22 protein-coding genes and 2 pseudogenes are annotated in these 24,156 nt (G+C 71.1%); 11 read left to right on the forward strand and 13 right to left on the reverse strand.

Translation table 11 applies throughout. From position 1 onward, the window contains the following. Nucleotides 1-30 precede the first annotated feature (30 nt). Nucleotides 31-1,203, reverse strand: coding sequence for an acyl-CoA dehydrogenase family protein (locus tag HS104_39195; GenBank protein MBE7485987.1), 1,173 nt, complete (start codon nucleotides 1,201-1,203; stop codon nucleotides 31-33). Nucleotides 1,204-1,398: 195 nt separating this feature from the next. On the opposite strand from HS104_39195, the gene HS104_39200 reads away from it, so the two are divergent. Further along, nucleotides 1,399-1,950: a beta-lactamase family protein gene (locus HS104_39200; protein MBE7485988.1), complete on the forward strand. Its 552-nt coding sequence runs from the start codon at nucleotides 1,399-1,401 to the stop codon at nucleotides 1,948-1,950. Here the strand turns inward: HS104_39200 and HS104_39205 are convergent, their stop codons facing one another. After that, nucleotides 1,951-2,403, reverse strand: a complete 453-nt coding sequence (locus tag HS104_39205; GenBank protein ID MBE7485989.1) for a phosphatidylglycerophosphatase A — start codon at nucleotides 2,401-2,403, stop codon at nucleotides 1,951-1,953. 110 nt (nucleotides 2,404-2,513) lie between these two features. Between HS104_39205 and HS104_39210 the strand changes: the two genes are divergently transcribed. Beyond that, nucleotides 2,514-4,124 carry a hypothetical protein gene (locus tag HS104_39210; GenBank protein ID MBE7485990.1) on the forward strand — a complete coding sequence of 537 codons (1,611 nt, stop codon included), beginning with the start codon at nucleotides 2,514-2,516 and terminating at the stop codon, nucleotides 4,122-4,124. An 11-nt stretch (nucleotides 4,125-4,135) separates the two neighbouring features. After that, complete coding sequence (locus HS104_39215; protein MBE7485991.1) at nucleotides 4,136-4,570, forward strand: CBS domain-containing protein; 435 nt, start codon at nucleotides 4,136-4,138, stop codon at nucleotides 4,568-4,570. Nucleotides 4,571-4,688: 118 nt separating this feature from the next. Here HS104_39215 and HS104_39220 read toward each other — a convergent pair. After that, nucleotides 4,689-4,841, reverse strand: a pseudogene (locus HS104_39220) (lipoprotein Hlp). A gap of 353 nt (nucleotides 4,842-5,194) precedes the next feature. On the opposite strand from HS104_39220, the gene HS104_39225 reads away from it, so the two are divergent. Then, complete coding sequence (locus HS104_39225; GenBank protein MBE7485992.1) at nucleotides 5,195-5,656, forward strand: four helix bundle protein; 462 nt, start codon at nucleotides 5,195-5,197, stop codon at nucleotides 5,654-5,656. On the opposite strand, the gene HS104_39230 is transcribed toward HS104_39225, so the two are convergent. The 4 genes from HS104_39230 to HS104_39245 all read right to left on the reverse strand — a co-directional run bounded on the left by HS104_39230 (nucleotide 5,553) and on the right by HS104_39245 (nucleotide 9,290). Beyond that, nucleotides 5,553-6,011 (reverse strand): hypothetical protein, encoded by a 459-nt coding sequence (locus HS104_39230; protein ID MBE7485993.1) that lies wholly within the window; start codon nucleotides 6,009-6,011, stop codon nucleotides 5,553-5,555. The genes HS104_39225 and HS104_39230 overlap by 104 nt on opposite strands. A gap of 469 nt (nucleotides 6,012-6,480) precedes the next feature. Next, nucleotides 6,481-6,777 (reverse strand): hypothetical protein, encoded by a 297-nt coding sequence (locus HS104_39235; GenBank protein MBE7485994.1) that lies wholly within the window; start codon nucleotides 6,775-6,777, stop codon nucleotides 6,481-6,483. Further along, nucleotides 6,774-6,998: a hypothetical protein gene (locus tag HS104_39240; GenBank protein ID MBE7485995.1), complete on the reverse strand. Its 225-nt coding sequence runs from the start codon at nucleotides 6,996-6,998 to the stop codon at nucleotides 6,774-6,776. The genes HS104_39235 and HS104_39240 overlap by 4 nt, the downstream gene beginning before the upstream one ends. A 402-nt stretch (nucleotides 6,999-7,400) precedes the next feature. Beyond that, nucleotides 7,401-9,290: an ABC-F family ATP-binding cassette domain-containing protein gene (locus HS104_39245; GenBank protein ID MBE7485996.1), complete on the reverse strand. Its 1,890-nt coding sequence runs from the start codon at nucleotides 9,288-9,290 to the stop codon at nucleotides 7,401-7,403. Nucleotides 9,291-9,452: 162 nt separating this feature from the next. On the opposite strand from HS104_39245, the gene HS104_39250 reads away from it, so the two are divergent. The 4 genes from HS104_39250 to HS104_39265 all read left to right on the forward strand — a co-directional run bounded on the left by HS104_39250 (nucleotide 9,453) and on the right by HS104_39265 (nucleotide 16,107). Further along, entirely contained in the window at nucleotides 9,453-11,333 is a 1,881-nt protein-coding gene (locus HS104_39250; protein ID MBE7485997.1) for a hypothetical protein, read from the forward strand. Next, on the forward strand, nucleotides 11,330-12,274 hold the full coding sequence (locus HS104_39255; protein MBE7485998.1) for a hypothetical protein: 945 nt from the start codon (nucleotides 11,330-11,332) through the stop codon (nucleotides 12,272-12,274). The genes HS104_39250 and HS104_39255 overlap by 4 nt, the downstream gene beginning before the upstream one ends. A 168-nt stretch (nucleotides 12,275-12,442) precedes the next feature. Then, nucleotides 12,443-14,572, forward strand: a complete 2,130-nt coding sequence (locus tag HS104_39260; protein ID MBE7485999.1) for a hypothetical protein — start codon at nucleotides 12,443-12,445, stop codon at nucleotides 14,570-14,572. After that, nucleotides 14,572-16,107 (forward strand): hypothetical protein, encoded by a 1,536-nt coding sequence (locus HS104_39265; protein ID MBE7486000.1) that lies wholly within the window; start codon nucleotides 14,572-14,574, stop codon nucleotides 16,105-16,107. The genes HS104_39260 and HS104_39265 overlap by 1 nt, the downstream gene beginning before the upstream one ends. A gap of 14 nt (nucleotides 16,108-16,121) precedes the next feature. Here HS104_39265 and HS104_39270 read toward each other — a convergent pair whose 3' ends face one another. Both HS104_39270 and HS104_39275 read right to left on the reverse strand, forming a co-directional pair. Then, nucleotides 16,122-16,556 carry a type II toxin-antitoxin system VapC family toxin gene (locus HS104_39270; GenBank protein MBE7486001.1) on the reverse strand — a complete coding sequence of 145 codons (435 nt, stop codon included), beginning with the start codon at nucleotides 16,554-16,556 and terminating at the stop codon, nucleotides 16,122-16,124. Next, nucleotides 16,549-16,785 (reverse strand): hypothetical protein, encoded by a 237-nt coding sequence (locus tag HS104_39275; GenBank protein MBE7486002.1) that lies wholly within the window; start codon nucleotides 16,783-16,785, stop codon nucleotides 16,549-16,551. The genes HS104_39270 and HS104_39275 overlap by 8 nt, the downstream gene beginning before the upstream one ends. Before the next feature lie 172 nt (nucleotides 16,786-16,957). On the opposite strand from HS104_39275, the gene cysK reads away from it, so the two are divergent. Next, nucleotides 16,958-17,938 (forward strand): cysteine synthase A, encoded by a 981-nt coding sequence (cysK, locus tag HS104_39280; protein MBE7486003.1) that lies wholly within the window; start codon nucleotides 16,958-16,960, stop codon nucleotides 17,936-17,938. 912 nt (nucleotides 17,939-18,850) lie between these two features. On the opposite strand, the pseudogene HS104_39285 reads toward cysK, so the two are convergent. Both HS104_39285 and HS104_39290 read right to left on the reverse strand, forming a co-directional pair. Further along, nucleotides 18,851-19,102: pseudogene (locus HS104_39285) on the reverse strand (hypothetical protein). Nucleotides 19,103-19,283: 181 nt separating this feature from the next. Continuing rightward, nucleotides 19,284-19,892, reverse strand: a complete 609-nt coding sequence (locus HS104_39290; protein ID MBE7486004.1) for a hypothetical protein — start codon at nucleotides 19,890-19,892, stop codon at nucleotides 19,284-19,286. A gap of 69 nt (nucleotides 19,893-19,961) precedes the next feature. On the opposite strand from HS104_39290, the gene HS104_39295 reads away from it, so the two are divergent. Then, nucleotides 19,962-20,735, forward strand: a complete 774-nt coding sequence (locus HS104_39295; protein MBE7486005.1) for a hypothetical protein — start codon at nucleotides 19,962-19,964, stop codon at nucleotides 20,733-20,735. On the opposite strand, the gene HS104_39300 is transcribed toward HS104_39295, so the two are convergent. Next, the gene (locus HS104_39300; GenBank protein ID MBE7486006.1) at nucleotides 20,720-22,276 is read right to left on the reverse strand and encodes an amidohydrolase; all 1,557 of its coding nucleotides are present in this window, start codon (nucleotides 22,274-22,276) and stop codon (nucleotides 20,720-20,722) included. The genes HS104_39295 and HS104_39300 overlap by 16 nt on opposite strands. Continuing rightward, nucleotides 22,276-23,076: an SGNH/GDSL hydrolase family protein gene (locus tag HS104_39305; GenBank protein ID MBE7486007.1), complete on the reverse strand. Its 801-nt coding sequence runs from the start codon at nucleotides 23,074-23,076 to the stop codon at nucleotides 22,276-22,278. The genes HS104_39300 and HS104_39305 overlap by 1 nt, the downstream gene beginning before the upstream one ends. Nucleotides 23,077-23,097: 21 nt before the next feature. Between HS104_39305 and HS104_39310 the strand changes: the two genes are divergently transcribed. Continuing rightward, on the forward strand, nucleotides 23,098-23,841 hold the full coding sequence (locus tag HS104_39310; GenBank protein MBE7486008.1) for a CDP-alcohol phosphatidyltransferase family protein: 744 nt from the start codon (nucleotides 23,098-23,100) through the stop codon (nucleotides 23,839-23,841). Nucleotides 23,842-24,156 lie beyond the last annotated feature (315 nt).

Genomic DNA, 24,156 nt, shown 5'->3' on the forward strand with positions numbered 1-24,156 from the left:
GCATCGCAGAGCCCCGAGGCTTCGTCCACCTCACTCGCCGTACAAACCGAGCTCGCGGCAGATGATCTGCTGCTGGATCTCGTTCGTGCCTTCCCAGATCGGGCCGACGCGCGCGTCGCGGAAGTAGCGCTCCACCGGCAGGTCTTCGACGTAGCCGTACGCGCCGTGGATCTGCACCGCGTCGGAGGTGATGGCCACCGCCGCTTCGGTGCAGAAGAGCTTGGCTTCGCTGACCTGTCGCGCCGCGCGCGCGCCCTGGTCCACGAGCTCCGAGGTGCGCTGCAAGAGCGCGCGGGCCGCGTCGAGGGTGGTGGCCATGCGCGCCAGCTTGAAGCCCGTCGCCTGGTGCTGCGCGATGGGCTTGCCGAAGGCGGTGCGCTCCTTGGCGTAGGAGAGCGAGGCCTCGAAGGCGGCCTGCGCCACGCCCAGGGAGAGCGCGGAGATGAACAAGCGGTTCACGTCCAGGAGCTCCATCATCTGGCGGAAGCCGCGCCCCGCGCCGCTGCCGCCGCCCAGGCCCCCGGCGGGCGCGAAGGCGTCGTCGAAGAAGACCTCGCTGGTCTCGCTCGAGCGCATGCCGAGCTTCTTCATCGGAGCGCCGACGCTGAGGCCGGGCGTGCCCTTGAGGATCACGTGCACCCCGATGCCTTGGACGCGTTCCTCGCGGGGTTTGTCGGCGTGGTCTGCGCGCACCGCAGCCACCAGGAAGGCGTCGGCGGTGGGGCCGTTGGAGATGAAGGTCTTCTGACCAGAGAGGAGCACGCCGCCTTCGGTCTTGGTCGCGGTGGTGAGCATGCCCGCGAGATCCGAGCCGCCGCGGGGCTCGGTGAAGGCGAGGGCCGGCAGGATCTGTCCTGCCATCAGCGGCTCGAGCAGCGCGCGGTTCGGCGACTCGCCTTGCAGCCGAACCAGGATGGCCGGCGCCAGGACGCTGGCCATGGCGCCGATGGCGAAGCCGCCGGAGACGCGCGCGATCTCCTCGCCCACGACGCACAGGAGCAGCGCGCCGCCGCCGCTGCCGCCAAGGCTCTCCGGCACGCCGATGGAGAGCAGGCCGAGCTCGGCGAGGCGCGGCAGGATGGCCTCTCGCGGGAAACGTCCGCTGGCCTCGGCCGCGGCGACCAGCGGCGCGAGCTCGCGCTGGGCGAAGTCGCGGACGGTGCGCTGAACGGCAGCTTCCTCGTCGCTCAGGCGGTAGCTCATGGCGGAAGCCTCGCTCCGCCCCGAGGTCGCGTAAAGCGCTGCCCATTGACGCGCGCCGCGCGCCGAGCGACCGAGCCCGGGATGCGCGCCTGGGTGCTGTGCCTCGCTCTGCTCACGGGATGCGGGAGCTCGGACGACTCGAGCCCGGGAGGAGGTGGCAGCGGCGCGGTCGGCGGCGCTGGTGGCGCGGGCGGCATCGCTGGCAGCGGTGGCAGTGCTGGCAGCGGTGGCAGCGCAGGCGCGGGCGGCTCCTCGGCCTGCGCGCTGCTCGCCCAGAAGCTCCAGGCCGCCCTCGACGGGGCGCGGACCAAGACCGGTAGCCGCGACGCTGCCCTCGCCGTGACGACGCCGGAGTGCGGCACGAATAGCTACGTCAGCGGCGACTCCGGTCTGACCGGCGCCGAGCTGTTCCGCATCGGCAGCGTGACCAAGACCTACGTGGCGGCGGTGATTCTGCGCCTGGCCGGCGCCGGGAAGCTGTCGCTCGACGATCACCTCGACAAGTGGGTGAGCGGCGTGCCGAACGGCGACACGATCAGCGTTCGCATGCTCTTGAACCACACCAGCGGCATCTTCAACTACACCGAGGACGCGGGCTTCCTCGGCGACCTCCAGAAGAAGTGGACGCCGGACGAACTCGTGGCGCTGGCCGCGGCGCACGGCGCGGTGAACCCTCCGGGCACGACCTGGAAATACTCGAACACCAACTACGTGACCTTGGCGGCGCTCCAGACGTTGTTCCCGTGATCACCGCGCGAGCCAGCGCGCGCTGAGCCCCGCCAGGGCCCCGGCGAGCACGTCGTCGGCCATGATGCCGACGCCCTTGGGCTCGAGGTGCTGCACGCCGTCCACCGGTCCCGGCTTCCAGATGTCGAAGACGCGGAACAGCGCCACCGCCAGGAGCTCGCCCTTCCAGCCCGTGCCGCGGGCGATGAGCAGCGCCAGGAGCACGCCCGCCACCTCGTCCACCACCACGCTCTGCGGATCGTCCTCTCCCAGACGTTCGGCCTCGCGCTCCGCCGCCCAGGTCCCGGCGGCGGTGATGGCGATCACGGCAGCGGCGTAGGGGAGCGGGCCGAGCGCGCGCAGCGCCAGGTGCAGCGGCAGCGCGCCGAGCGTGCCCACCGTCCCGGGCGCCACCGGCGAGCGACCGCAGCCGAACCAGGTGGCGAGCAGGCGCGCGACGAGGGCCGAGTCCATGCGCTCGCCACCATAGGCCGCAATCCCCGTAGGATCGACCACTTCCCGCCCGTGCAGGCTTTCCCGTTGTGGCGCCGCCGCGGCTGCTCTTACGCTCCCTGACACTGAACATGGCTCGACTCGACCTCCGCTTCATCGCCCCCGTTCTCCCGCTCGTCGCCCTGGGCGCGCTTGCCTGCAACAAGCTCAAGCCCACGGGTGGTGAGACCTCCGCCAGCGCGGTGCCCGTCGCCTCCGCGACGCCCGCACCCGCCGCCAGCGAGGACTTGCGGCCGCAGGATCCCGGGGCCACCTGCACCGCTGGCGAGCGCAAGGTGCTCGCGAAGTGGGCGAACCGGCGCACGGGCATCACCCCGGTGCAGATGGGGGACAAGCTCGCGCTCGGCGTCGCCGTCGGGAACAAGCCGCGGGTCGTCGTCCTGGACAAGCAGGGTAAAGGCGAGGTGGTCAACGTCGCGCTCGCCGACGGCTCGGAGCTCGCCAACGACATCCCCAAGAAGGAGGGCAAGCGCGACATGCAGCGGGTCACGCCGTTCAAGGCCGCGGACGGCAAGATCACGGCCTACGCCGACTACCGCGACAAGTGGGAGAGCAAGCGCCGCCGCATCGCCTGCGAGCTCGTCGCGAACAAGCAGGTCGTGCTCGCCTTCGACGGCAAGCCGCTCTTGGATCCGGAGGCCAAGAAGGACGAGAAGAAGGAGCCCGCCAAGGAGGCGGCCAAGGCGCCCGAGGCGGCCGCGCCCGCCGCGACGGCGCCTGCCCTGGCCGGCAGCGCGGCGGTGGCTTCGGCCGCCAAGGCGCTCGGCGCGATGCGCCGGCTGCGCGCCCCTGGCGCGAAGGCCGACGCGCCGAAGGCCGACGCCCCGCAGCCCGAGGCGGCGAAGCCCGAGGCGGCGCCGGCAGCGCCGGAGGCAAAGGCGGAGGGCGACAAGAAGGAAGAGAAGAAGAAGGCGCTGCGCGAGATCCGCGACTGCCGCACCTTCGTGGACAACGACGGCGACGTGTGGGGGCTCGGCACCGAGCTTCACGGCGAGCCGCAGACGGACGACAGCGTGAAGTGGAGCATGCGCCTGTTCGTGCAGCCGAACGCCAGCGGTGGCTACTACCTGCTCGACTCGGTGCCGTTGCCGAAGGAGCCCAAGGAGCTCCACACCTGGGAGGCGCCCTCCGCCGCCGAGCGCGACGACGGCTCCATCGCGCTCACCGCGCGCTACCGCGGCACGCTGGTCAGCTTCCTGCTCAACAAAGATCACAAGCCCACCGGCAAGGTGAAGAGCTACCGCGGCGGTTGGCCCGGCATGGTCGAGCTCACTCCGGACGGCTCGAACCTGCTCCTGCTCACCTCGTTCAAGGTCTCGGGTGACACCCATGAGCTGCGCATCGGCAAGCTGGGCGCGGGCCTGCCCGCGACCATCGACAAGCCGGTCATCGACGGCGTGGACGCCTCGCTCTCCGAGCCGAGCCTGGCCATCGCCGGCGGTCAGCGCTGGCTGATGATGCACGCGGGCAAACGCCGCGAGGCGCGCCTGGTGGTGCTGCCGGTGGACGAGAGCATGAAGGCCACGGGCAAGCCCTACGACGTGGTGGGCACGGCCGGCGGCGTCGCCGAGTCGCGCCTGTTCCCGCTCGACGGCGGCAAGATCCTGGCGGTCTTCATCCAGGGCACCAAAGAAGGCGACGAGCTGGTGAGCCAGGAGCTGACCTGCGCCGCCAAGAGCTGATCGGGAGCGCCGTGCCGCACCGCCGCATCCCGCTGGTGAAGGACGTGATGACGCCCTTCCCGCACTTCATCGACGTCGGGCAGAGCATGTCCGCGGCACGCGAGCTCATGCTCGAGCACCGGGTGCGCCATCTGCCCGTGAAGGAGGGCGGCGAGCTCACGGGCGTGGTCTCCGAGCGGGATCTGGAGGTCGTCGCGGTCGTCAGCAAGGCGGCCGGCGCCGAGCGCGACGTCCCGCTCCGCGAGCTGTGCGAGAAGCAGCTCTACGTCGTCGATCTGCACGCCCCCATGGACGAGGTCGTGCGCCAGATGGGCGAGCGCCGCGTGGGCACCGCGCTGGTGGTCCGCGACGGGCGCCTGGCGGGCATCATCACCGTGAGCGACGTGTGCCGGCTGTACGGCGAGCTGCTCACGAAGCTCGCGCCGCCGGACGACGAGCCGGCGTAGGGTCGCACCGCGGATACGGGCGCGCAGCGCGGCGAGGTGCGGCGGGCGGCGACCGAGGGGCGGCGAGGGGCGGCGAGAGTAACGCGCATGCGCGCGCGGAACAGAGCTCGAGCGCCGGAGCGGGAGCGGGAGCGGGAGCGGGAGCGGGAGCGGGAGCGGGAGCGGGAGCAGGAGCGGGAGCGGGAGCAGGAGCGGGAGCGGGAGCAGGAGCGGGAGCGGGAGCGGGAGCGGGAGCGGGAGCAGGAGCGGGAGCGGGAGCAGCGGCGGGACCTACATGGTGAGCGGTGCATGGCGCCCACGCTTGTGCGGGAGATCACGACCGGGACCGAGGCCCTACAAGGGGTGTCCCACGCGAGCGAAGTGTGCGGTTGGGCGTGCGGTTGGGCGTGCGGTTGGGCGTGCGGGACACCAGGCGACTCGATGCAGCTCGAAGCCTGACGGACGGAGAGGTGTCCCACGCGAGCGAAGTGTGCGGTTGGGCGTGCGGTTGGGCGTGCGGTTGGACAGTGCCCGCTGACGCTGGCACTGGCGCGTGCAGCGCTCTGGAGTTCTTCCTCGGCCCATGGAGGACCACGCAGCTCGGGTGGGTCGTCCGGGCCCCAACCTTCTCTCCCACACCACCGCTTGCTCGCCTGGCACCTCGCCGCGGAGCTCGTGCGGCTCGTGAACGACATCCGCATCAGCGACGCCGAGGACCGGCGCGAGGCGCGGCGGGCCGCCAAGAGCTGCGCGCGCAACGTCGCCGAGGGCGCTGGCCGCACGTCGCGCGCCGACAAGGCTCGGGTCTACGCCATCGCCCGCGGCGAGTGCGGCGAGTGCGTCGCAAGCGTCGAGCTCGCGGGCGCGACATCCTCGCCGCCTCCCGTACCTCCACCCCCGCAGCTCTGCTCGCACCCAGCGTCGCTCTTGGGTGAGGCCGCGGTTTCATCGCCGCCGCAGCCCGGAGTCAGGCCCACGGAAATGCAAATGAGCGCCGCTCGCTTCACAGCTCGATCCCTCGTGCATCGGCGAATGCGGCGAGCGCGATCTCGAGCTCGAGCGCCTGCCGGAGCGCTTCGACGCCCGCAGCTTCGGTCTGCGGTTTGAGGAGCGCCCTGGCGACCTGCTTGAACGCGAGGATCTGCGCAAGATCGCCCGCCTCGATCCGGTCCTCGGCGAGCTCTTCGAGAGCGATCGCTCGATCGAGCGCCGTCACCAGGGGACGGGTGATGATGATGCCGGCCGGCAACAAGGTTAGCGCCTTCCCGCAAGTCGCGGTCCCCGTCGCGAACGTCGGGCGGCAGTAGGAGAGCTGAGCGGACACTCGAGCACTGGCTGGCCCTGCCACCAGCAGAAGCGCAAAGGCCGCCGGCACCGCGCATGCGCCGAAGCTTGCACGCGCAACCAGACCCGGGGCCCCAACCCGCCAGCCCGCCATGAGTCGCATGATGAACGCGACCACGCCGGTTGCGCAATCCCCGCCTCACGCGCGGAGCATTCGTGTCCGCGCGTGTGCGAGTCGGTCCAAGATCACGCAACGTCAGCTTCGCGTTTTCTGCGCCAGATTCGGCGGCCGAGCTCGGAAGCCGGCTCTCCGCGATGCTGTACCGGTTGAGCTAGACCCGGTCAGGCAGGCGGGTGCAGCTCGGGTGTTGGGCGGAGCCGGAGCGGGAGCGGGAGCGGGAGCGGGAGCAGGAGCAGGAGCGGGAGCGGGAGCGGGAGCGGGAGCGGGAGCGGGAGCGGGAGCACCGAGCTGACGCTGGCACTGGCGCGTGCAGCGCTCTCGGGATTTGTCCTCGGCTCGTGGAGGACCACGCAGCTCGGGTGGGTCGTCCGGGCTGCGTGGTTTTCGAGCCCTTCACCGGATGAAAGGACTCGAAAACGACACGCGAGCGGGGACGCGTGTTTTCGGCGGCCAAAAAGGGAAGCCATCAGAGCTTCGGTGTGGTCTCTCGTCGGCCGTCCCAAACGTGGAGCACGCGGATCATCTGCTTGCGCTCGTCGATTTCGAAATGGATGTGGCACCGGGACTTCGGCATCAGCAACCGCTTCAAGCCTGGGCGCTTCTCCGTCGGAAATGGCGTTCCAGGCGTGTCGACAGAGCCAAGGAAATCGATCGCCTCGAGCAGCTCCTGCGCAAAAGTGCTGGGGAAGTCAGCGTGCTTGCTCCAGCGCGCGTTGATGCGCGCGGCAGCCCGCCCGGCTCGCGTGGAGATGAAAACGTTCACGGCCTGGCCGCAAGGCGCAGGGCAAACTCGCGTGCATCTTCGAAGTCACCGCGCTCGAAATCCTCCGCGCCTTCTTCGACGGCGCGCTCGAGCTCAGCTCGCTCCTCGGCAGTCATCCGATCTGTCACCGGAAAAACGAGCAGCTCCGCTCCCTCGACAAAGTCCGCCGGCTCGTCGAGCACGATCTGCCCGTTCTTCACGTGCGCCTTCAGGGCGTTCATACGGCCAAAGATAGCACCGCCCCGCGCAGACACCGAGGCCCGCGTGGGGGGTCCGGGGTCCCACGCGGGCGGAGTCCGGTGTTTCGCACCGCCTGCGGGCTCGGTAACGCTGCGTTGGCCTGCGGCGGTGCGCTTCAGCGCCGCACTTCGGGCGCGCGCGCTCAGAGGCGCGCTCGCCGCCGTCTGCCCCAACGGCTGGGTGACCGAGCCGAGTGACGCAAGAGCGCCGCCCTTCACTCGGCGTCGCCGGAGGACTTCGGCAGTTCGCCGCCGGGTGCGTCGCCGAGTGGATCGCCTTCAGCTTTCGGATCGACCATCGCGTGCCGGAAGGGTGTGGCACGCCCCGCACATTCCGAGCTCCGCCGCCCGCACGGTGCGGTTCAGGCGCGAGCCCCCTTCGACTCAGAGCGCCTTCGTCTCCAGCTCCTCCCAACGCGCCATCAGTGCGCTCGCTTCGACCTTCGCCGCATCCAGCTCGCCGAGCGTGCGCTTGACCTGGTCGGGCTCGGAGCGGAAGAACGCCGGATCCGCGATGCGCTCCTCGAGGCTGCGCACCAGGGCGTCGGCGGTCTCGATGCGCTCCGGCAGCTTCTCGAGCTCCAGGCGCTCGGCGTAGGTCAGCCCCTTGGGTTTGTCCGGCTTCTGGCTCGGGCGCGCGGCGGCCTTTTTCTCGGGCTCGGCGGGAGGCGGGGCGGACTGCGCGGCGCCCTTCAGGCGCCGGTAGGTCTCGTAGTTGCCGGGGTAGCGCACGACGCGGCCGTCGCCTTCGAACACCAGCAGCGAGGTCGCGACCCGATCGAGGAACCAGCGGTCGTGGGTGACCACCAGGGCCGCGCCGCCGAAGCCGAGCAGCATCTCCTCGAGCGCGCCGAGCGTCGCCACGTCCAGGTCGTTCGTGGGCTCGTCGAGCAGCACCAGGTTGGTCGCCGCGCGCAGCACCTTGGCCAGCGCGACGCGGGCGCGCTCGCCGCCGGAGAGCGCCGCCACGCGCTTGCGCTGCTCGTGGCTGTCGAACAAGAAGCGCTCGAGGTAGCTCCGCGTGTCGAGCACCTGCCCGTCGAGCTCGAAGCGGCCCTGGTCGCCGATGTTGTCGAAGATGCTCTTGTCGAGGTCGAGGCCCGAGCGCTCCTGATCGAAGTACGCGAGCTTGGTGTTCTGCCCGAGCGTCAGCCGGCCGGAGCTGGGGGCGAGCTCGCCGGCGATGGCCCGGAGCAAGGTGGTCTTGCCGGTGCCGTTCGCGCCGACGATGCCCACGCGCTCGCCCTGCGGCAGGTACAGCGTCAGGTCTCGGACCAGCGTGCGCCCGGCGATTTCCAGGGACAGGTGCTCGAGCTCGAGCACGGTCTTGCCGCTGCGGGCCTCCTCCAAGGAGAGAGCCACGCGCTCCTCGGCCACCGGCGCTTGAATGGCGCGGGCAGCCTCGGCGCGCTCGATACGCGCCTTCTGCTTGGTGGTGCGCGCCTTCGGCTGCCGCGACAGCCACTCCAGCTCCCGGCGCAGGAAGTTCTGCCGGTTCGCCTCGGTGCGCTCTTCGTGGGCGAGCCGCGTGGCCTTCGCTTCCAGGTACTCCTCGTAGCCGCCGTCGTAGCTCTGGAGCGTGCCGCGCTCGAGCTCGAGCGTGCGCGTGCAGACGCGATCGAGCAGGTAGCGGTCGTGAGTCACGAGCAAGACCGCGCCCGGGTGCTCCTCGAGCAGGTAGCGCTCGAGCCAGTCGATGGTCTCGACGTCCAGGTGGTTCGTGGGCTCGTCGAGGATGGCGAGCGCCGGGCGGGCGATCAGGATCTGGGCCAGCGCGACGCGGCGCTTCTCGCCGCCGCTCATGCTGCCGATGGGCTGGTCGCGCCGCGCGATGCCGAGGTGCATGAGCATGGCGTCCACCTCGTGGTCGCGCTGCCAGCCGCCGTGGTGCTCGATCTCGTGCCCGAGCTCGGCGTGCTCGGCGAGCAGCTCGGGACTCGCGTCCTTCGCCAGGAGCTCCCCGAGCTCGTCGTAGCGCGCCTTGGCCCGCGCCCACGTCGCCAGGCCCTCGGTCACGATCTCGCGCGGCGTGAGCGCGGGGTCGAAGCTGGGCGCCTGCGCCAGGTAGCGAACCTCCGCGCCGCGGCGCAGCATGAGCTCGCCGGCGTCGGGCGGCTCGAGCCCGGCGAGCACGCGGGCGAGCGTGCTCTTTCCGGTCCCGTTGCGCCCGACCAAGCCAACCCGCTCGCCGGAGACGAGGGTGAGGGTGGCGTCCCGGAACAGCGGGCGTTCGCCGAAGGACTTCTCTAGACGCTGTGCGTTGAGGACCGGCAAGGAGGCGCCAAGGCTAGCAGCGCAACGGTTTCGCTGCGTGCTGGAAGCGGAAATCAGCGAATGGGTTGCTCACGTCCCGGTCCCGAGGCAGGCTCCCCCGACGCGTCGCTGTCCGACGCGGGGAGCGAGCGCATGGTTCGATATCGTTGGCTTACCTCCGGAGTGCTGAGCTTGGGTGTCGTCGCGTGCGGCAGCGACGACTCGGGCGGTGGCGGTAATCAGGGTCCCCCGGACATCATCGACATCGTCGCAGACACCAGCCGTGACGGCCTCGTCGTCGCCGAAGATCCCAAGGATCAAGAGCGCGAGGACGAGTGGGACGCGACCGTCGGCGCGTCGTTCATCGCCAACCTCGACGACGACGACAACGACGGCAAGCGCGACTGCGAGGACGAGATCGTCAACGGTCCGAACGACCTCCTCGATCTCGCCCCGTTCAAGGTCACCGCCTGGCCCACGGCGCCGAAGGACGGCGAGGGCGTCGTACGCATCGATCCGGAGGCGGCGGAGAACGTGCGCATCTTCCGCGAGAACCCCGACGGCTCGACCCAGCTCGTGATGGGCAGCATGGGTCCCTGCACGTCCGCCACGGATTGCAGCTACACCCTCGAGTACCGCTTCCCGAACGCCGACGTGGTCGCCGGCGTCAGCTTCCGGGTCGAGGGCCGGCGCTTCAAGGGTCTGCCCATGGCCAGCCTGGAGCCGCAGGACGACGTCAAAAAGTTACTATGGAGCGGCCTGCTCGATCTGTCCTACGCCGTGGAGAAGGTCGGGACCGGGGAGCGCTACGCCACCAAGGAAGTCCCCGACGGCTTCGACAAGGTCCGGATGCGCGTCGCGCCCTGGATGATGTTCGGCAGCCTGGGGCTCCACGACACGCTCTACTCGTCGGAGTACTACTCGCCGTTGGTGGAGGGCAACACGGCGGCGGCGCAGGCCGCGAACGTCGGCTACACGCCCTACCCGGACACGGCGAGCCAGCCCGGTGGCTGGACGGACATCTGGACGGAGGACTTCTTCCAGACCGGCTGGACCGGTTTCCCCGGCCCGAACGGCACCGTCCAGGGCATGCGCATCTACAACCCGCGCCCCTGGGGCCGCCCGCCGCAGAACGCGACGCCAGAGGTGGTCAAGGACTACCACCCGACGCGCTGGATCTGGGGCAACCCGGAGAAGGACCGCCCGGCCTCAGGCCTCGGTCCGGACAAGGGCGCTGCCGAGTTCTACAACCCCAAGCAGTTCCAGACCGGCAACACGCAGGACTCGCACGGCAACCACGACCTGGTCCCGCCCCACAAGGACTACAAGATGGGGCGCATCTACGTGGGCAACAAGGCCCTGGCGAGCACCATGGACTTCTACACGGCGCAGGGAGTCCAGGGACCGCCCATCGTCGCGGACACCACCTGGCTCGCCGTCGAGCACGTGGACGAGTACTTCCACTTCGTGCCGGCCAAGAACGCGCTCGGCTGGAAGCTCCTGGTCGCGTCGCCGGCGCTGATGACCAAGATGCTCGAAGATCTGAAGGCCAAGGGCCACGGCGCGGCGGTCCTGCACCAGGGCCTGCCGTCCGGCGGCGGTGACTTCGAGAAGTCGGTGGACGAGACGCTGGCCGACACGCAGCTCTCGCAGTGGAGCCAGGTGGCAGACACCAAGATCCAGGGTCACATCGACCAGATGAAGGCGGAGACGGGACTAACCGACGCCGACATCATCGAGCTCCCGACCTGGTTCGAGGATCTCGCGGTGAACGAGAAGGTGGCGTGGAACGTCGGCACCGTGAACATGCGCATGCTGGGCAACGTCGCGGACATCGCCAAGCCCTTTGGGCCCGACATCGGCGGCAGCGATCCCTTCGAGGACTACATTCGCCAGCAGCTCGAGGGGCCGACGAACCAACTCGGCTCCGATGGCCAGGGGCTGAAAGTCTTCTTCACCGACAACTGGGTCTATCACGTGTCCTTGGGTGAGGTTCACTGCGCCACGAACGCGAGCGCCCCCGCTCCGTTCGTGGATGGTTTCTGGTGGGAGAGTGGCAAATGAGCGCGCTGCGTAAACTGTTGGTTTCTTCGATCCTCGGGAGCGCGCTCTTGGTCGCCCCGACGGCCCTCGCCGACGGCATCAGCCTCGCCACCTCGGCCCTGCCGAACGAGGCGCGGGCGAAGCTCGAGAACGAGATCGCCGCGGCCAAGGCGGCGCAGCCGAAGGTCTTCCAGGCCGTGAAGAACGTGAAGGGGCACCGCCCCGAGGTCTACGGCAAGTTCCGCAACCCGTACCCCACGGTGTCGCGCGAGCTCCGCGGTCTCGGCAAGCCGGCCCTGCTGCCCATGCTGGAGGCGTTGGCCTTCCAGGCGCCGGAGCGCGGCAGCCTCACGGACACGGAGTGGGACGCGCTGGCCATCGGTTTGCTCGAGGCGGTGGGCGTGATCCGCGACGCGCGCGCGAGCGCGGTCGTGGGTGCCATCTTCGAGTCGAGCGCCATCCGACCGGCGGTGCGTCTGGCGGCGGCTCGCGCTGCCGGTCGTATGGGCGGGGACGCGGAGCTCAAGCTCCTCACCGGCCACGCCAAGAGCGGCGATCCGCTGGAGCTGGCGGCCATCCACGGCCTGGGCCAGATGATGCGCCTCGAGGCCGCGAAGCACGTGGCGCAGATCCTCTCGACCACCAAGGACGCCGCCGTGGCGGAAGCCGCGGCGACCGCCCTGGGCACCATCGGCTCGAGCTGGGCCTGGAAGTCCCTCGGTCCGAAGGCCGCCGCGACGGGCCTCGAGGTGCGCAAGGTGTGTGCGGACGCTCTGGTGCCGCGCTACACGCGCGCCAAGGGGAACCTGCGCAACGCCGCCGCCGAGTCCGTGATGCTGGTCGATCACCCCGAGACGACGACTCTGCTCGAGGCCCAGCGCTCGGTGTCGGGCGCCGACGTCAAGGCGGTGAACGACCTCATCGCCAAGGTCGAGCGGCAGCGCAAGCGCTTCGCGAGGTGAACGGCGGTTTGAAGGGGTGCGGGACCACTGCGCCCCCTCAATGTTCTGCGCCGCACTTCCCGAGGTAGTTGCACGCGCCGGTCCCCGCGGCTTTTTTGACAGCCTCTGCCTCGCCGCCTTATGCGTTCGAGGTTGGACGCTCGGGCTTCGAGGCGTGGGGGACCGTAGATGGTCCCGTTCCTGGGTGCGATCCCCCTCGCGGCCGTGCTCCTGTGCCTGAGCTACGCGGCGCTGGTCGCTGTGGGGTCGGCCTTGGCGTTCGGGCTGTCGAGCGCCTTCGGGGGAGGGCCCTGGGCCGGCGCGCTCGGCAGCGTGCTGCTCTCGGCGCTCGGAGTCGCGGTCGTGGAGCTGGGCCTCCGGGCCCGCGCGGCCCGCCGGGATCCGCGCTGGCTCAGCGACATCCAGACCCTGGCCGCGAGCCGCCGCGTCGAGCTCGAGCGGATCGGCGGCGAGGCCCAGGCGCTGGCGCGCGCGATGGCTCTGGGAGTTCCGATCCCGGACACGCTGGTCTTGACCGCGGAGCTCACCGAGGCGTGGCTGCGCGAGAGCCGCGGGGCGCGACGCGGGGTGGAGCCCACGAGCCTCTTGCCGAAGGGCGCGCTCGCGCCCCTCGCTCGGTTCCTCCACGGCTGCGAAGGCGGCAAGCTCGTCGTCCGGCCGTCGTTCCGCGGTCCCGATCCCGCGGCGACCTACCCGGGCGTCTTCACCAGCGTCGGCGACGTCGACCCTGCGAACCTCCACGGGCTCTTGACCGCCATCGGGCGCGTGGTCGAGTCCGGCGACGCGCCCGCGGTGCTCGACTACCGGCGGCGCATGCGTCAGGTCACGACGCTGCACCGCTCGGTGGTGCTCCAGCGGCAGATCGACGCCGACGTCTCCGGCGTCGCGCAGTCTCGGGGTCTCGACGGGAGAGCCGACTCCATCCTGATCGACTTCGCCAAGCGTCGCGCGCCGACAATGACCGTGAGCTACGATCTGATCGACGGGACCGTGCTCGCGGTGGCTCCGGACACGCCCCTCGACGCCACCCCGACTTGGATGAACCGCCTCGCGGCGCTGGTGGTCGCGCTCGACAGCGAGCTCGGTGGGACGGTCTTGGTTCAGTTCGCCGTGGAGGCGGGGCAGCTCTGGGTGCAGTCGGTGCGACGCGTGAAGACCGAGGAGCGCACCACCTGGGTCAGCGCCGGCGGCCCCCTGGAGGCGCTGTTCCCGCGCCTGCCGCGCTTCGTGTGCGAGAGCTTCGGCGACGAGAGCGTGCTGGTCGAGGGCGCCAACGACGCCCTCGGGAAGCTGGCGGTCACCACCCGCGCCGACGTGCGCTTCGAGGAGGGCGTGCGTTACCTGAACGTCGAGGTGCTCCGGCGCGCGCTCGGGCGCCTGGGCGTGGAGCTCTTGCTGTCCGAGCCGATCTGGCGGCTGTTTTCCCTGTCGCGCCGGGTGCCGCGCCGCCCCTTCGCGAAGCTGCCCGAGGTCGGGCAGGACGTGCGCGCCAGCCTGGCCAAGGCGCGGGCCTGGCGGGCGCGGGTGCTCCTGCCGCTCGCGCGGGAGCACGTCGCCCTGGGGCTCTGGCGCTGGCTCATCGAGTCCGCGATCGGGATGCTCTCCGACGGCGCGACGGGTGAGCCCGTGCCGCGGGTGCACGCGCAGCTGAAGAAGGTCCTCGGGCGGGGCGCCGCGGCTTGCTCCGCGGAGTCCGAGCGCGCCAAGCGCCACCTGGAGGAGAGCGAGAAGGCTTTGCGCGACTTCGCCGCGCAGGTCGTCGCCCGCGGCGCCACCGACTGGAGCGGCGTGTTCGTCGGCGAGCGCCACCTGTACGCCGGGCTCGAAGAGATGCAGCGCTGGGTGAGCGCGCCGGCCGAGCGAGAAGCGCTCGGCGCGGCCTGGGACGAGGAGCGCCTCGGCTTCGAGGCGCGGCACTTGATGGAGACCCCGGAGCGCATCGTCGAGCCGGCGCCGCCGGACACGATGCTGTCGCTCGCCGACTCGGCGCGCGCCGTAGTGGGGCTCGTGACGGGCAGCGCCGAGGGCAAGGCCGCGGCGCCCACCGAGTCCCGCGGCGAGATCCCCGCGGGCTCCGTCGTGGTGCTCCCGGACGGTCGCCCCGATTTCGCGTGGTTCGTCCTGAGCGCGAAGGCGCTGGTCCTGACCGGAGGCGGCGCCCTCTCGCCCATGGCGCAGCTCGCCCGCGAGCTCGGGATCCCGACCGTGGTCACCGTGCAGCGCTTGCCGGTGACGAACCTGCCGCTCGGCCAGGCCGTCAAGGTGGACGGCGCCCTGGGCGCGCTGGAGGTGCGCTGATGGCGGGCTGGCTCGTCGCCGGGAGCGTGCTCGGATCCGCGCTCGCGCTCGGCCTGCTCTTGCTCGTGGCGCGCCGCCTATCGGACCGCTTCGGCTCCGACGAGCCCCCGCTCTGGCGTTTGCTGGTCTGGCTCGCGGTGGCGCTCGCCGGGCTCGTCGGCCTCGCCTTCGTCCGGAACGAGTGGCTGCTCGGTGCGGGCGCGGTGGGCATCACGGCCTGGGCGCTGGTCGGCGCGGGGCTCGAGGCGCGCGCCGGCTCGGCGCGCCGTCGCTTGGTGGTGCTGGAGCTCTACGTCGTGCTGTTCGCCGCGACGTACCTCTACGCCCGCGCCCGGGGCATGGTCGACGGGCTCCGCGCTTCGACCGCGGCGAGCGCCGCGCTGCACGAACAGCTCACCGCGTTCGCGCTGCCGCTCAGCGAGCTCGCGCTGTCGTTCTCCAATGCGGCGCAGCCGGCGTGGTCGATCGGCGTCCTGGCGAGCGCGCTCTCTCGGAACCTGGCGCTCTGGCTCGCCCTGTCGAGCTTCGCTTGCGCCGTGTACGCGGCGGCGTACCTGTCGCGGCGCCCGCTGCCGCTGCCGGGCGCCGCTCTCTTCCCGTATCCGAGGGCCGCGGACCTCGCCTTCGTCGCGCTCGCGCTCGCGTCGGAGCTCTTGCCGGTCAACCATCCCGCGAACCTCGCAACCCTCGCGCTCTGCCCGCTCTTCGTCGCGGACGGCGGCGCGCTGCTCTTCCGCTGGCTCTCGCGCTTTCGCGCTCGCGGCTTCTTGCTCGCGCTCCTGGGCGCCGTCGCGCTCTTCTCACCCGTGCCACTGGTGCTGCTCGCGGCGCTCGGGGTCGTCGCGCAGCTCTCGGGGCTCCGCGAGCTCCTCCCGTTCGTCGCGCTCGACGAGACCCCGCTCCGGCGGCCGCGCCTTTGGTCGATGCTGCTCGTCCTGGGGCTGGGTGCGCTCTGCATGGCGGCCACGACGGCGGTGGCAGCGCGCTCGCTGCGCAGGGCGTCGCCTCGACTGGGCGTGGCGACGGAGGCCTGCGGCGCCACCGAGCCGAGCGTGGACTGGGCCGGGCGCACCGCGACGTTCGAGATGCCCGGCGCGCGCTTCAGCATGGACCTGGACGAGACGCCGCTCGCGGCGGCCGCGCCTGCCGAGCAGTGCGAGAGTGCTGGCAAGCGGCTGTGCACGTCCGACGAGTGGTACCTGGCGTGTGCGTGCACCTATCCGCTGGAGGTCGAGGCCGGCACCAAGAGCTCGACGCTGTACGCCTTCGTGGCCCGCGCGGAGCGCGAGCGGCAGGCGGGCGCGCCGGGGCCCGCCGAGCCCACGGCGGCCGCGGACAAGCGCAGCGAGCTCCGGGGCCTGCTCACGGGTCGCAGCGAGATCGTCGCGCCGGCCAGCGGCAAGGGCCTGCTCCTGGCAGGCCCGAACGACACGCTGCGCGATCCCTGGACGGTGGACTGCCGGCATCGCGCGTTCCTGACGCCGGCCGGGCTCGGCGCGATGTCGGGGCTGGCGGCGGTGCGGTGCTGCCGCTGAAGCAGACCTCCGCGCTAAGGCAGAAGGACGCGTAGACCCAGGCCGCGTGCCGCGGCCGCCTGTTGTCGGTCAGTGGTGAGCAGGACCGCGATCTCCAAGACCTGCATCGCCGCCAAGTGGAGGCGATCGAGGGTGCGGCAGTGGACGGTCCCTCGCTCCCGAACCTGGGCTATGGCAGCGTCGAATACGTCGCCCCCGAGGGGGACCGGCTCGAACGGGGCCTGGCCCATCAGGACGTCGAGTCGCTCGGTCGAAGCTCGATACTGCGAAGGTCGCATGGCGCCGCCCCGGCGCAGGGCGGAGAGCTGCGAGCGCGCTTCCAGCTCGGCGAGGGACGACACGATGAGCCTCTTTTGCTCGGTGACCAGCTCGGCCACCGCGCCACTCTCCGGCTCTGGCAGGAGCAACTTCAGGAGGCAGCTCGTGTCGATGTAGCCGGAGTCAGTCATCAGCACGTTCGCGGTCGAGCGAAGCGTCCACCACGCTTCTGCGGCGAGGGCCAAAGGTACTGCGGAGCCACGCGAGGTGCTTCTCGACTGAGAAGCGCTCGCGACGATCCGTCGTCGCCTCGATGCGGACGAGGCGCGCCACTTTGACCCCGTCCCGCGTGATGAAGAGCTCTCCCTCGCGGCGCAGCGCCGCCTCGACTTCGGGCCAGCTCTGGCGCAGCTGCCGCACGGGCACCGTCTTCATGTGCGTAGCATGAAACATGTTTCACACGACGTCAAACGTGTCAGCGCTTGCCGCGCCTGCCGGCTCCTCGCGCGAGTTCCGCGGCTCGGGTGCCGGCCCAGCGCTTCTGCCATCGGGCATGTGCTCTGCTCGCGCCAAGCCTGGTAGTGTCCCGCCCATGCCCATCTACGAAGACAACTCCCGATCCATCGGGCGCACGCCGCTCGTGCGCGTGAGCCGCATCACCGCCGGCGCGCCGGCCACGGTGCTCGCCAAGATCGAAGGGCGGAACCCCGCGTATTCGGTGAAGTGCCGCATCGGCGCCGCCATGATCTGGGACGCCGAGAAGCAGGGGCTGCTCGGTCCCGGCAAGGCCATCGTCGAGGCGACCAGCGGCAACACCGGCATCGCGCTGGCGTTCGCCGCGGCGTCGCGGGGCATCGAGTGCGTGCTGACCATGCCGGAGACGATGAGCCTCGAGCGTCGCAAGGTGCTGGTGGCGTTCGGCGCCAAGCTGGTGCTCACCCCGGGCGCGCAGGGCATGAAGGGCGCCATCGCCCGGGCCGAGGAGCTGGCGAGCAGCGAGCCGAATCGATACGTGCTCATGCGCCAGTTCGAGAACCCCGCCAACCCCGGCATCCACGAGACCACGACGGGTCCCGAGATCTGGGAGGACACCGGCGGCAACACCGATGTGCTCGTGGCCGGCGTCGGCACCGGCGGCACCCTCACCGGCGTGAGCCGCTTCTTCGAGAAGGTGAAGGGCAAAGCGCTCCACTCCGTCGCCGTCGAGCCGGTGGCCTCGCCGGTCATCTCACAGACGCTGGCGGGACAGGCCCCCGCGCCGTCGCCGCACAAGATCCAGGGCATCGGCGCCGGCTTCGTGCCGAAGAACCTGGACCTGTCGTTCGTCGATCAGGTCGAGCAGGTCACGAACGAGGAGGCCATCGAGATGGCGCGCCGGCTGGCGAAGGACGAGGGCATTCTGGCCGGGATCTCCTGCGGTGCCGCCATGACGGTCGCGCTGCGCCTGGCCAACGATCCGCGCTTCGCCGGCAAGACCATCGTGGTCGTGCTGCCCGACTCCGGCGAGCGCTACCTCACGGGGGCCCTGTACGAAGGCCTGTTCGACGAGGTGGTCGCGGCCAAGGGGAGCTGACGCAGCTGCCTCAGTTTCGGATTTCGCTCGCCGTGTTTGTCGCCGCGCCCTGCCTTCGTCGAGGTTGTTGTCGAGATGCTCTCGGGAAACGCCAGGCGAAACTTCCCACCTGACGGGGGGAGTGCGCCGGCCCACCCCTCCGGGTATCCCCCTCCGGGGACTTCCAAGGGTCGTCGCGAAGCGCGTTCGCCGGTGTTCTCGTGGGTCTTGGCCCGAGTGGCGGGTCGCGACACCCAAGGGTGCTTCCTTCGGTCGTCTGCTCATGCCAAGACAGCGGAAGTCGAGTCAGTGCAGGAGCGCCGTGAACAGCACCTGATAGCTCATCGCCGCGTTGTCGAACGAGGCGTCGTTGCGCGTGTGCTCGGTGCTGGCGGCGACGACGCGTCCCTCCAGGCCCAGCGACCACTGGTCGCCGATCCAGAAGTCGTAACCCCCGAAGAGCGAGCCGCCGAGGCCGGTGGAGGACTGCCCGTCGTCGTCCTGCAAGCCGACCTCCGCGGGACCGATCATCACGCCGACGTGAGCGCCCCCCTTCGGATCCGGATACCAGTCGATGAAGGGACCGATGGTCAGGATGCCGAGGGACTGATCCTCGACCGTGCCGCTCACGTTGACGCTGCGGCTCTCGACCTCCAGATCGGGCTCGCTCACGTCTTGACCCACGAAGCCGCCGCCGAGCACGAAGCCGCTGCCCAGGGTGCCGCCGAGGAGCAGCTCGAAGGCGGGACCCCAGCCCTTGTAGGTGGCCTTCACGTCGTTCGAGCCCGCACCTTCGGCGACGACGCGGCCGTAGCCCGGCCCCATGCCCATGCGCAGGTAGAAGCCGTCGTGGTTCCGCTTCGAGGTGTCCGGCTTCTTCGGCGCCGGCGGCTGCTCGCCGGGCGGCGGGTAGGCTGATCCCGGCGGGTACGCGTAGCCCGGCTGTGGGTAGTAATAGCCGGGCGGGGGAGGGTACTGGCCCGGGGGATGGCTGCCCGGCGGATACGCGCCGGGGGGATAGCTGCCCGGCGGATAGCTGCCCGGCGGATAGCTGCCTGGCGGATACGCGCCGGGTGGGTAGCTGCCCGGCGGATACGCGCCGGGTGGGTAGCTGCCCGGCGGATACGGCTGCCCGGGCGGCGGCTGCGCGCCCGGTGGCGGCGGAGGCGGCCCGGGTGGAGGCGGCGGGGGCTGCTCGCTCGGCGGAGGTGGAGGCGGTGGCGTTGGCTCGGGGGGCGGCGCTGGCGCGTCCGGCGCGACGGGCGCGACGGGCGCGATGGGCGTGCCCGGCGGCGCGGCCGTCTGAGCGAGGGCGTTGGTTGCCGAGAGACCGATCAGCGACGCCAGAGCGATCCCGCGCATGGCATCACTCCGGGCTGAGCGAGCAGCTGACCGGACGCGCGACCATGGCGGCGCCTTCCTGGACCCATGCCTGCCCCGGGGACCAGCGCACCTTCACGTTCTCGACGCGGCCCACGAACTTGAGCTCGCAGTCGGTGACGAAGCGCGAGAGCTTCTTCTGATCCACGCCGGCGGAGGGCTCGCGGTGCAGGCGCAGCGCCATGTTCGGCTCCGCCCACAGGCCCGCGATCAAGATGAGCTTGTTGTCCGGCCAGGTGCGGTACGGCTGGACCAGGTTGGTACCGTTGTCATCCAACGGGGCGCTCGGATCTTTCGCGTGGGCCTCGGTGTCGCTCTTGTGCGAGCAGCGCGCGCCGTCGAAGGTGTCCGGGTGGTTGCAGCCGAGCAGCTCGTAGTCCGCGGTGATCAGCGTGACCTTGGCCTTGCCCGTGCTCCCGACCTGCCAGCCGGCGGTGTCCGTGACGTCCTTCTCCGGCGGGCTGATCCAGTTCGCGATGGGCGAGAACGGCAGCACGATCATCGCGCCCAGCATCGCGGCCGCGATCAGGAAGTGGCCGCTGGCCACCGGGATGGGCTCCTTCGGGCGTCGGCGGCGGACCGTCGTGGTGGCCATGGGGGGCGTTTTCTAGCTGCAATTTCCCGCACCGTCCATCCGTCTTCGCTTCCGCGCTAATCTCCCCGCGTGTCCGCGTCCAAGCCGGGCTTTTGGCAGTGGCTGCGCGCCGGCTGGGATCGCCGGAGCCTGGTCGCGCTCGGCCTCCTGATCGGAGTCGGGGCCCTGGTCGGCTATCGCTGGAGCGATCTCATCGACCCGAGCGGCGGCATGGATTGGCTGTTGCTCGGCACCTGGCTCTGGATGGCGGCGATGCTCACCTGGAGCGTCTCCGCGCGCCGCGACCTGGTGTTCCTCGCCGTGGGCCTGGTGGGCGGCGGCGTGATCGAGTGGTGGGGCACCTACAGCCGGATCTGGTCGTATTTCACCCTGGAGCGCCCGCCGCTCTGGATCCTGCCGGCCTGGCCCATCGCCACGCTGGCCATCGATCGCATGGCGCGCATGCTCGACCGCGGTCTTCCGCGCAACGTGCCGGTCTCGTGGTTCTGGATCGCCTACTGGGTGTTCGTCCCCTCCTTCGTCGTCAGCATGATCGCCTTCGCGCGCCACACCGTCGGGATCACCGCGACGCAGGTGGTGATCGCCCTCATGGTCGGAGTGACGCTCGCGTGCCGGGAGCCGCGCCGCGACTTCACGCTCTTCGCCGCCGGCTCGCTGCTCGGGATCTTCCTCGAGTACTGGGGCACCAGCCGCCAGTGCTGGACGTATTACACCGGGCAGATCCCGCCGCCGGTGGCCGCCGTCGCCCACGGTTTCGCCGCCATCGCCTTCGCGCGCGGGGCCGACGCGCTGAACCGCGTGCTCGACTCCGCGCTCGTGGGCCGCGATCAGCGCTTCGCGTAGCGCTCGCGCCCGTCCACCCAGGTCGCCAAGGTCTCGGTGCGCCAGAGGTCGCTCGGGGCGGTCTCGAGCGGATCTCGGTCCACGACGCAGAGGTCCGCGCGGGCGCCGGGCCGGAGCCGCGGGTCGTCCTGGAGCACGGCGCTCGCCGCGCCGCACACGAACGCCTCCAGCGCCTCCGGCACGCTCAGGCACTGCTCGGCGAGCCAGCCGCGCTCCGGCGCGCCCTGCCGGTCCTGTCGGGTCACCGCGGCGTGCAGGCCGAACCAGGGGTTTTCGTGCTCGATGGGCGCGTCCGAGCCGAACGCCAGCCGCGCCCCGCTCCGCGCCAGGCTGCGCCAGGCGTAGGCGCCGAGCAGGCGCTCGCGGCCCAGGCGCGCTTCGGCCCAGGGCATGTCGCTGGTCGCGTGGGTCGGCTGCATGCTCGCGGTCACGCCGAGCTCGCGGAAGCGCGGCAGGTCTTCCGGCGCGAGGATCTGCGCGTGCTCGACGCGGTGCCGGCGCGAGCGATCGCTGCCTTGCGCCGCAGCGATGGCGTCGAGGGCGCGTCGATTGGCGAGATCGCCGATGGCGTGGATGGCGATCTGAAGGCCCGCTTCGTGGATGCGGCGGGCCGCTTCGGTGAGCTCGTGGGGCTCCATCAGCGCGAGCCCGCGCTCTGACGGGCGGTCGCAGTACGGACACGAGAGGAGCGCGCCATGAGAGCCGAGGGCGCCGTCGGCGAACAGCTTCACGCCGACCTCGCGGTACAGGCCCACCCGGGTCGGGCTGGCCATCCGCTCGGCGATGGCCTCCGGTTTGCCGTACAGGTGCGCGAACACGCGCACGCCGAGCGCCCCGTCGGCGGCGAGCTCGGCCAGCACCTCCGCCATCTCGGGCGTCGTGCCCATGTCGTGAACGCTGCCGAGGCCCGCGCGCGCCAGCGCCTCGACCCCCGCGAGCAGCTCGGCCCGGAGCTCCGCCCGAGAAGGCGCCGGGATCTTTTCCTCCACCAGCTCCATGGCCGTGTCCACCAGGAGCCCCGTCGGCTCCCCGCGCGCGTCGCGCACGATGCTGCCGCCGGCCGGATCCGCCGTGTCGCGGCGGATCCCCGCGAGCTCGAGCGCGCGAGAGCTGGCCCAGAGCGCGTGCCCGTCGATGCGCGTGAGCGCAACGGGACGTCCGGGCGCCGCCCGGTCGAGGGCGTCCCGGGTCGGGTATTCGGCGCCTGGCCAGCGGTTCTGGTCCCAGCCGCGGCCGAGCAGCCAGGCGCCGGCGTGAAGCTCGGCGTGCCGCGCCCCGACCGCAACCGCCGCGTCCTCGGAGCTCTGACAGCCCCGGAGGTCGAGCTGTCGCGCGCGGGCGCCGATGCCCTGGATGTGCAGGTGCGCGTCCGAGAGCCCCGGGAGCACGACCGCGCCGCCGAGATCCCGCACCTCGCCGTCGAGCCCGCGGGCGTCGTCTGCGACGTGCGTGACGCGCCCGCCCTCGAAGCGCAGCACGCGCGCTCGGGGGCGCTCGGGGTCGAGCGTGAGCACGCGCGCGTTCACGAGCAGGGTGGCCATCAGCGACAGCTCGCGAACACCTGCTCGTACAGCGCGGCGCCGAGCTTCTCGTGACCGGGCGGGCCGAAGTGCAGACCGTCGCGCAGGCTCCCGGCGTAGTCGGGGCAGATCTTTTCGGGGTCCCCGCAGGAGAGCAGCGCGAAGGCGTCCACCACGTGATGGACCTTGCCCTCCTTTGCCTGGCTCTGGATCCAAGCGTTCAGCTCGCGGGTCGAGGCGGCGCGCTTTTCGTTGTAGTACTTCGTGAAGCCGCCCCAGGGCGCGACGGTGAGCGCGACGACCTTCCAGCCGCGCGCGCGGGCCGCGTCGTAGATGGCGGTCAGATCCGTCGCGACCTTCTTCGGCGTGCGCCCGGCGGTCAGATCGCTGTAGAGATCGTTCACGCCGCCGAACACCACCAGGTGGGTGTAGTCGGTGCCGCTCGAGAGCACGTCGCGCTCGAAGCGCCGGCGGATCTGGTTGACCATGTCGCCGCCCTTGCCGAAGTTGTCGAAGCGGCTCTCCGGGCAGCGCTTGGCCAGATAGTCGAGGTACTTGCCGCCGCCCGACTTGGCGTCGGTGAGCGAGTCGCCGAGGGCGGCCACCACGACCTTCTGCTTTGGAGCGGGCGCGGTGGGTTCGGCGCTCGGCGGCGGTGACGGCGGCTCCACTGGCGGCGCGCTCTGGGCCGGGACGACCGGCGACGGAGCCGGCGCGGCGGGCGGCGGCGCGGGGGCGGCCCCGCAGCGCACGAACCCCACCGCCAGCGCGGCGACGCCCGCGGCGCACAGGGTGGTGAACGACGGCCTCTCGAAGCGCATGTCTCGCAATCTTCGCCCACGTTGGCGATTTTCGCTATGAACCTCGGCGTGGGTGCCATCGAGGTCTACAAGAAGACGCGGAAGCGTCCAGACCTGTTCTGGAACACCTACGTGGCGCGCCCGCCCGCGGCCGCGGTGGTCGCCCTGCTCGCCGGGACCCGGGTCACCCCCGACCAGGTGACCCTGTTCGCCTTCGTGGTGGCCATGGCGGCGGCGGCGTGCGTCATCGCGCTGCCGGGGTACTGGGGGTTCCTGATCGCCATCGTGGTGTTCGAGCTGTCCTACGTGCTCGACTGCGTGGACGGCATGCTGGCGCGCTGGCGCGGCACGGCGTCTGCCACCGGGCACCTGCTCGACTTCCTGATGGACGAGATCAAGGCGTTCGTGCTCCTGGGCGCGATCTCGGTCCGCCTGTTCCGCGAGCATCACGACACGCTCTACCTCCTGATCGGCGTCGGCGGGCTGGTGGCGCTGGCCACCGGCATCGCCATCACCACCTTCCAGCGCCGGCCGGAGGTCTCCGGCAGGCCAGCCGACGCGAAGGACACTCCTGGCAGTGGGAAGCGCTCGCTCGTCTCGCTGATCGCTTCAGCGCCGCTCGGCGTGGCCAAGTGGCTGGTGCACTACCCGTCGTACATCCTGTACGTCGCCATCGCCGGTCGCCCGGAGCTCTACTTGTATCCCTACGTCGCGGTGAACGCGCTGTACGCGCTGAAGAGCTTGGCGTGGCTGGCGTTGCGGTTCGGGCGGGGGGCGCGGGCGTAGCTGACCGAGCGCGGGGATTGTGCACACCGGTTGCGCCGCCGCGTAACGAACGCGAGTTCTCCCGAGTCCCGGGCCTCGCGGTCGAGAACTGGGCGAAGTGAACGTCTTTGCAGCCCAGCCGTTCGTGACGTAGCCGGGTGTCGGCAACGCGGGGAGGAGCGGAGGATGCTAGGAAGCGTGGAGAGCACGACTGGCGGACCGCCGCCGGACTTGGCCACGCGCTTCAGCGTCTGGGCGTCGAAGTAGTAGAGGTACTGCGCGTCCATTGCGAGCACACTGACTTGGCTCTCTGTGGTCAGGAGGTCGGATGCCGTG

It is taken from the genome of Polyangiaceae bacterium (assembly GCA_015075635.1).
Classification (GTDB): domain Bacteria; phylum Myxococcota_A; class Polyangia; order Polyangiales; family Polyangiaceae; genus JADJKB01.

Coding starts and splice junctions, on each gene's coding strand:
- HS104_39255 (MBE7485998.1), top strand. CDS start 11,330: ATGAGCGCGCTGCGTAAACTGTTGGTTTCTTCGATCCTCGGGAGCGCG.
- cysK (MBE7486003.1), top strand. CDS start 16,958: ATGCCCATCTACGAAGACAACTCCCGATCCATCGGGCGCACGCCGCTC.
- HS104_39265 (MBE7486000.1), top strand. CDS start 14,572: ATGGCGGGCTGGCTCGTCGCCGGGAGCGTGCTCGGATCCGCGCTCGCG.
- HS104_39240 (MBE7485995.1), bottom strand. CDS start 6,998: ATGAACGCCCTGAAGGCGCACGTGAAGAACGGGCAGATCGTGCTCGAC.
- HS104_39205 (MBE7485989.1), bottom strand. CDS start 2,403: ATGGACTCGGCCCTCGTCGCGCGCCTGCTCGCCACCTGGTTCGGCTGC.
- HS104_39210 (MBE7485990.1), top strand. CDS start 2,514: ATGGCTCGACTCGACCTCCGCTTCATCGCCCCCGTTCTCCCGCTCGTC.
- HS104_39195 (MBE7485987.1), bottom strand. CDS start 1,203: ATGAGCTACCGCCTGAGCGACGAGGAAGCTGCCGTTCAGCGCACCGTC.
- HS104_39290 (MBE7486004.1), bottom strand. CDS start 19,892: ATGGCCACCACGACGGTCCGCCGCCGACGCCCGAAGGAGCCCATCCCG.
- HS104_39260 (MBE7485999.1), top strand. CDS start 12,443: ATGGTCCCGTTCCTGGGTGCGATCCCCCTCGCGGCCGTGCTCCTGTGC.
- HS104_39300 (MBE7486006.1), bottom strand. CDS start 22,276: ATGGCCACCCTGCTCGTGAACGCGCGCGTGCTCACGCTCGACCCCGAG.
- HS104_39270 (MBE7486001.1), bottom strand. CDS start 16,556: ATGACTGACTCCGGCTACATCGACACGAGCTGCCTCCTGAAGTTGCTC.
- HS104_39305 (MBE7486007.1), bottom strand. CDS start 23,076: ATGCGCTTCGAGAGGCCGTCGTTCACCACCCTGTGCGCCGCGGGCGTC.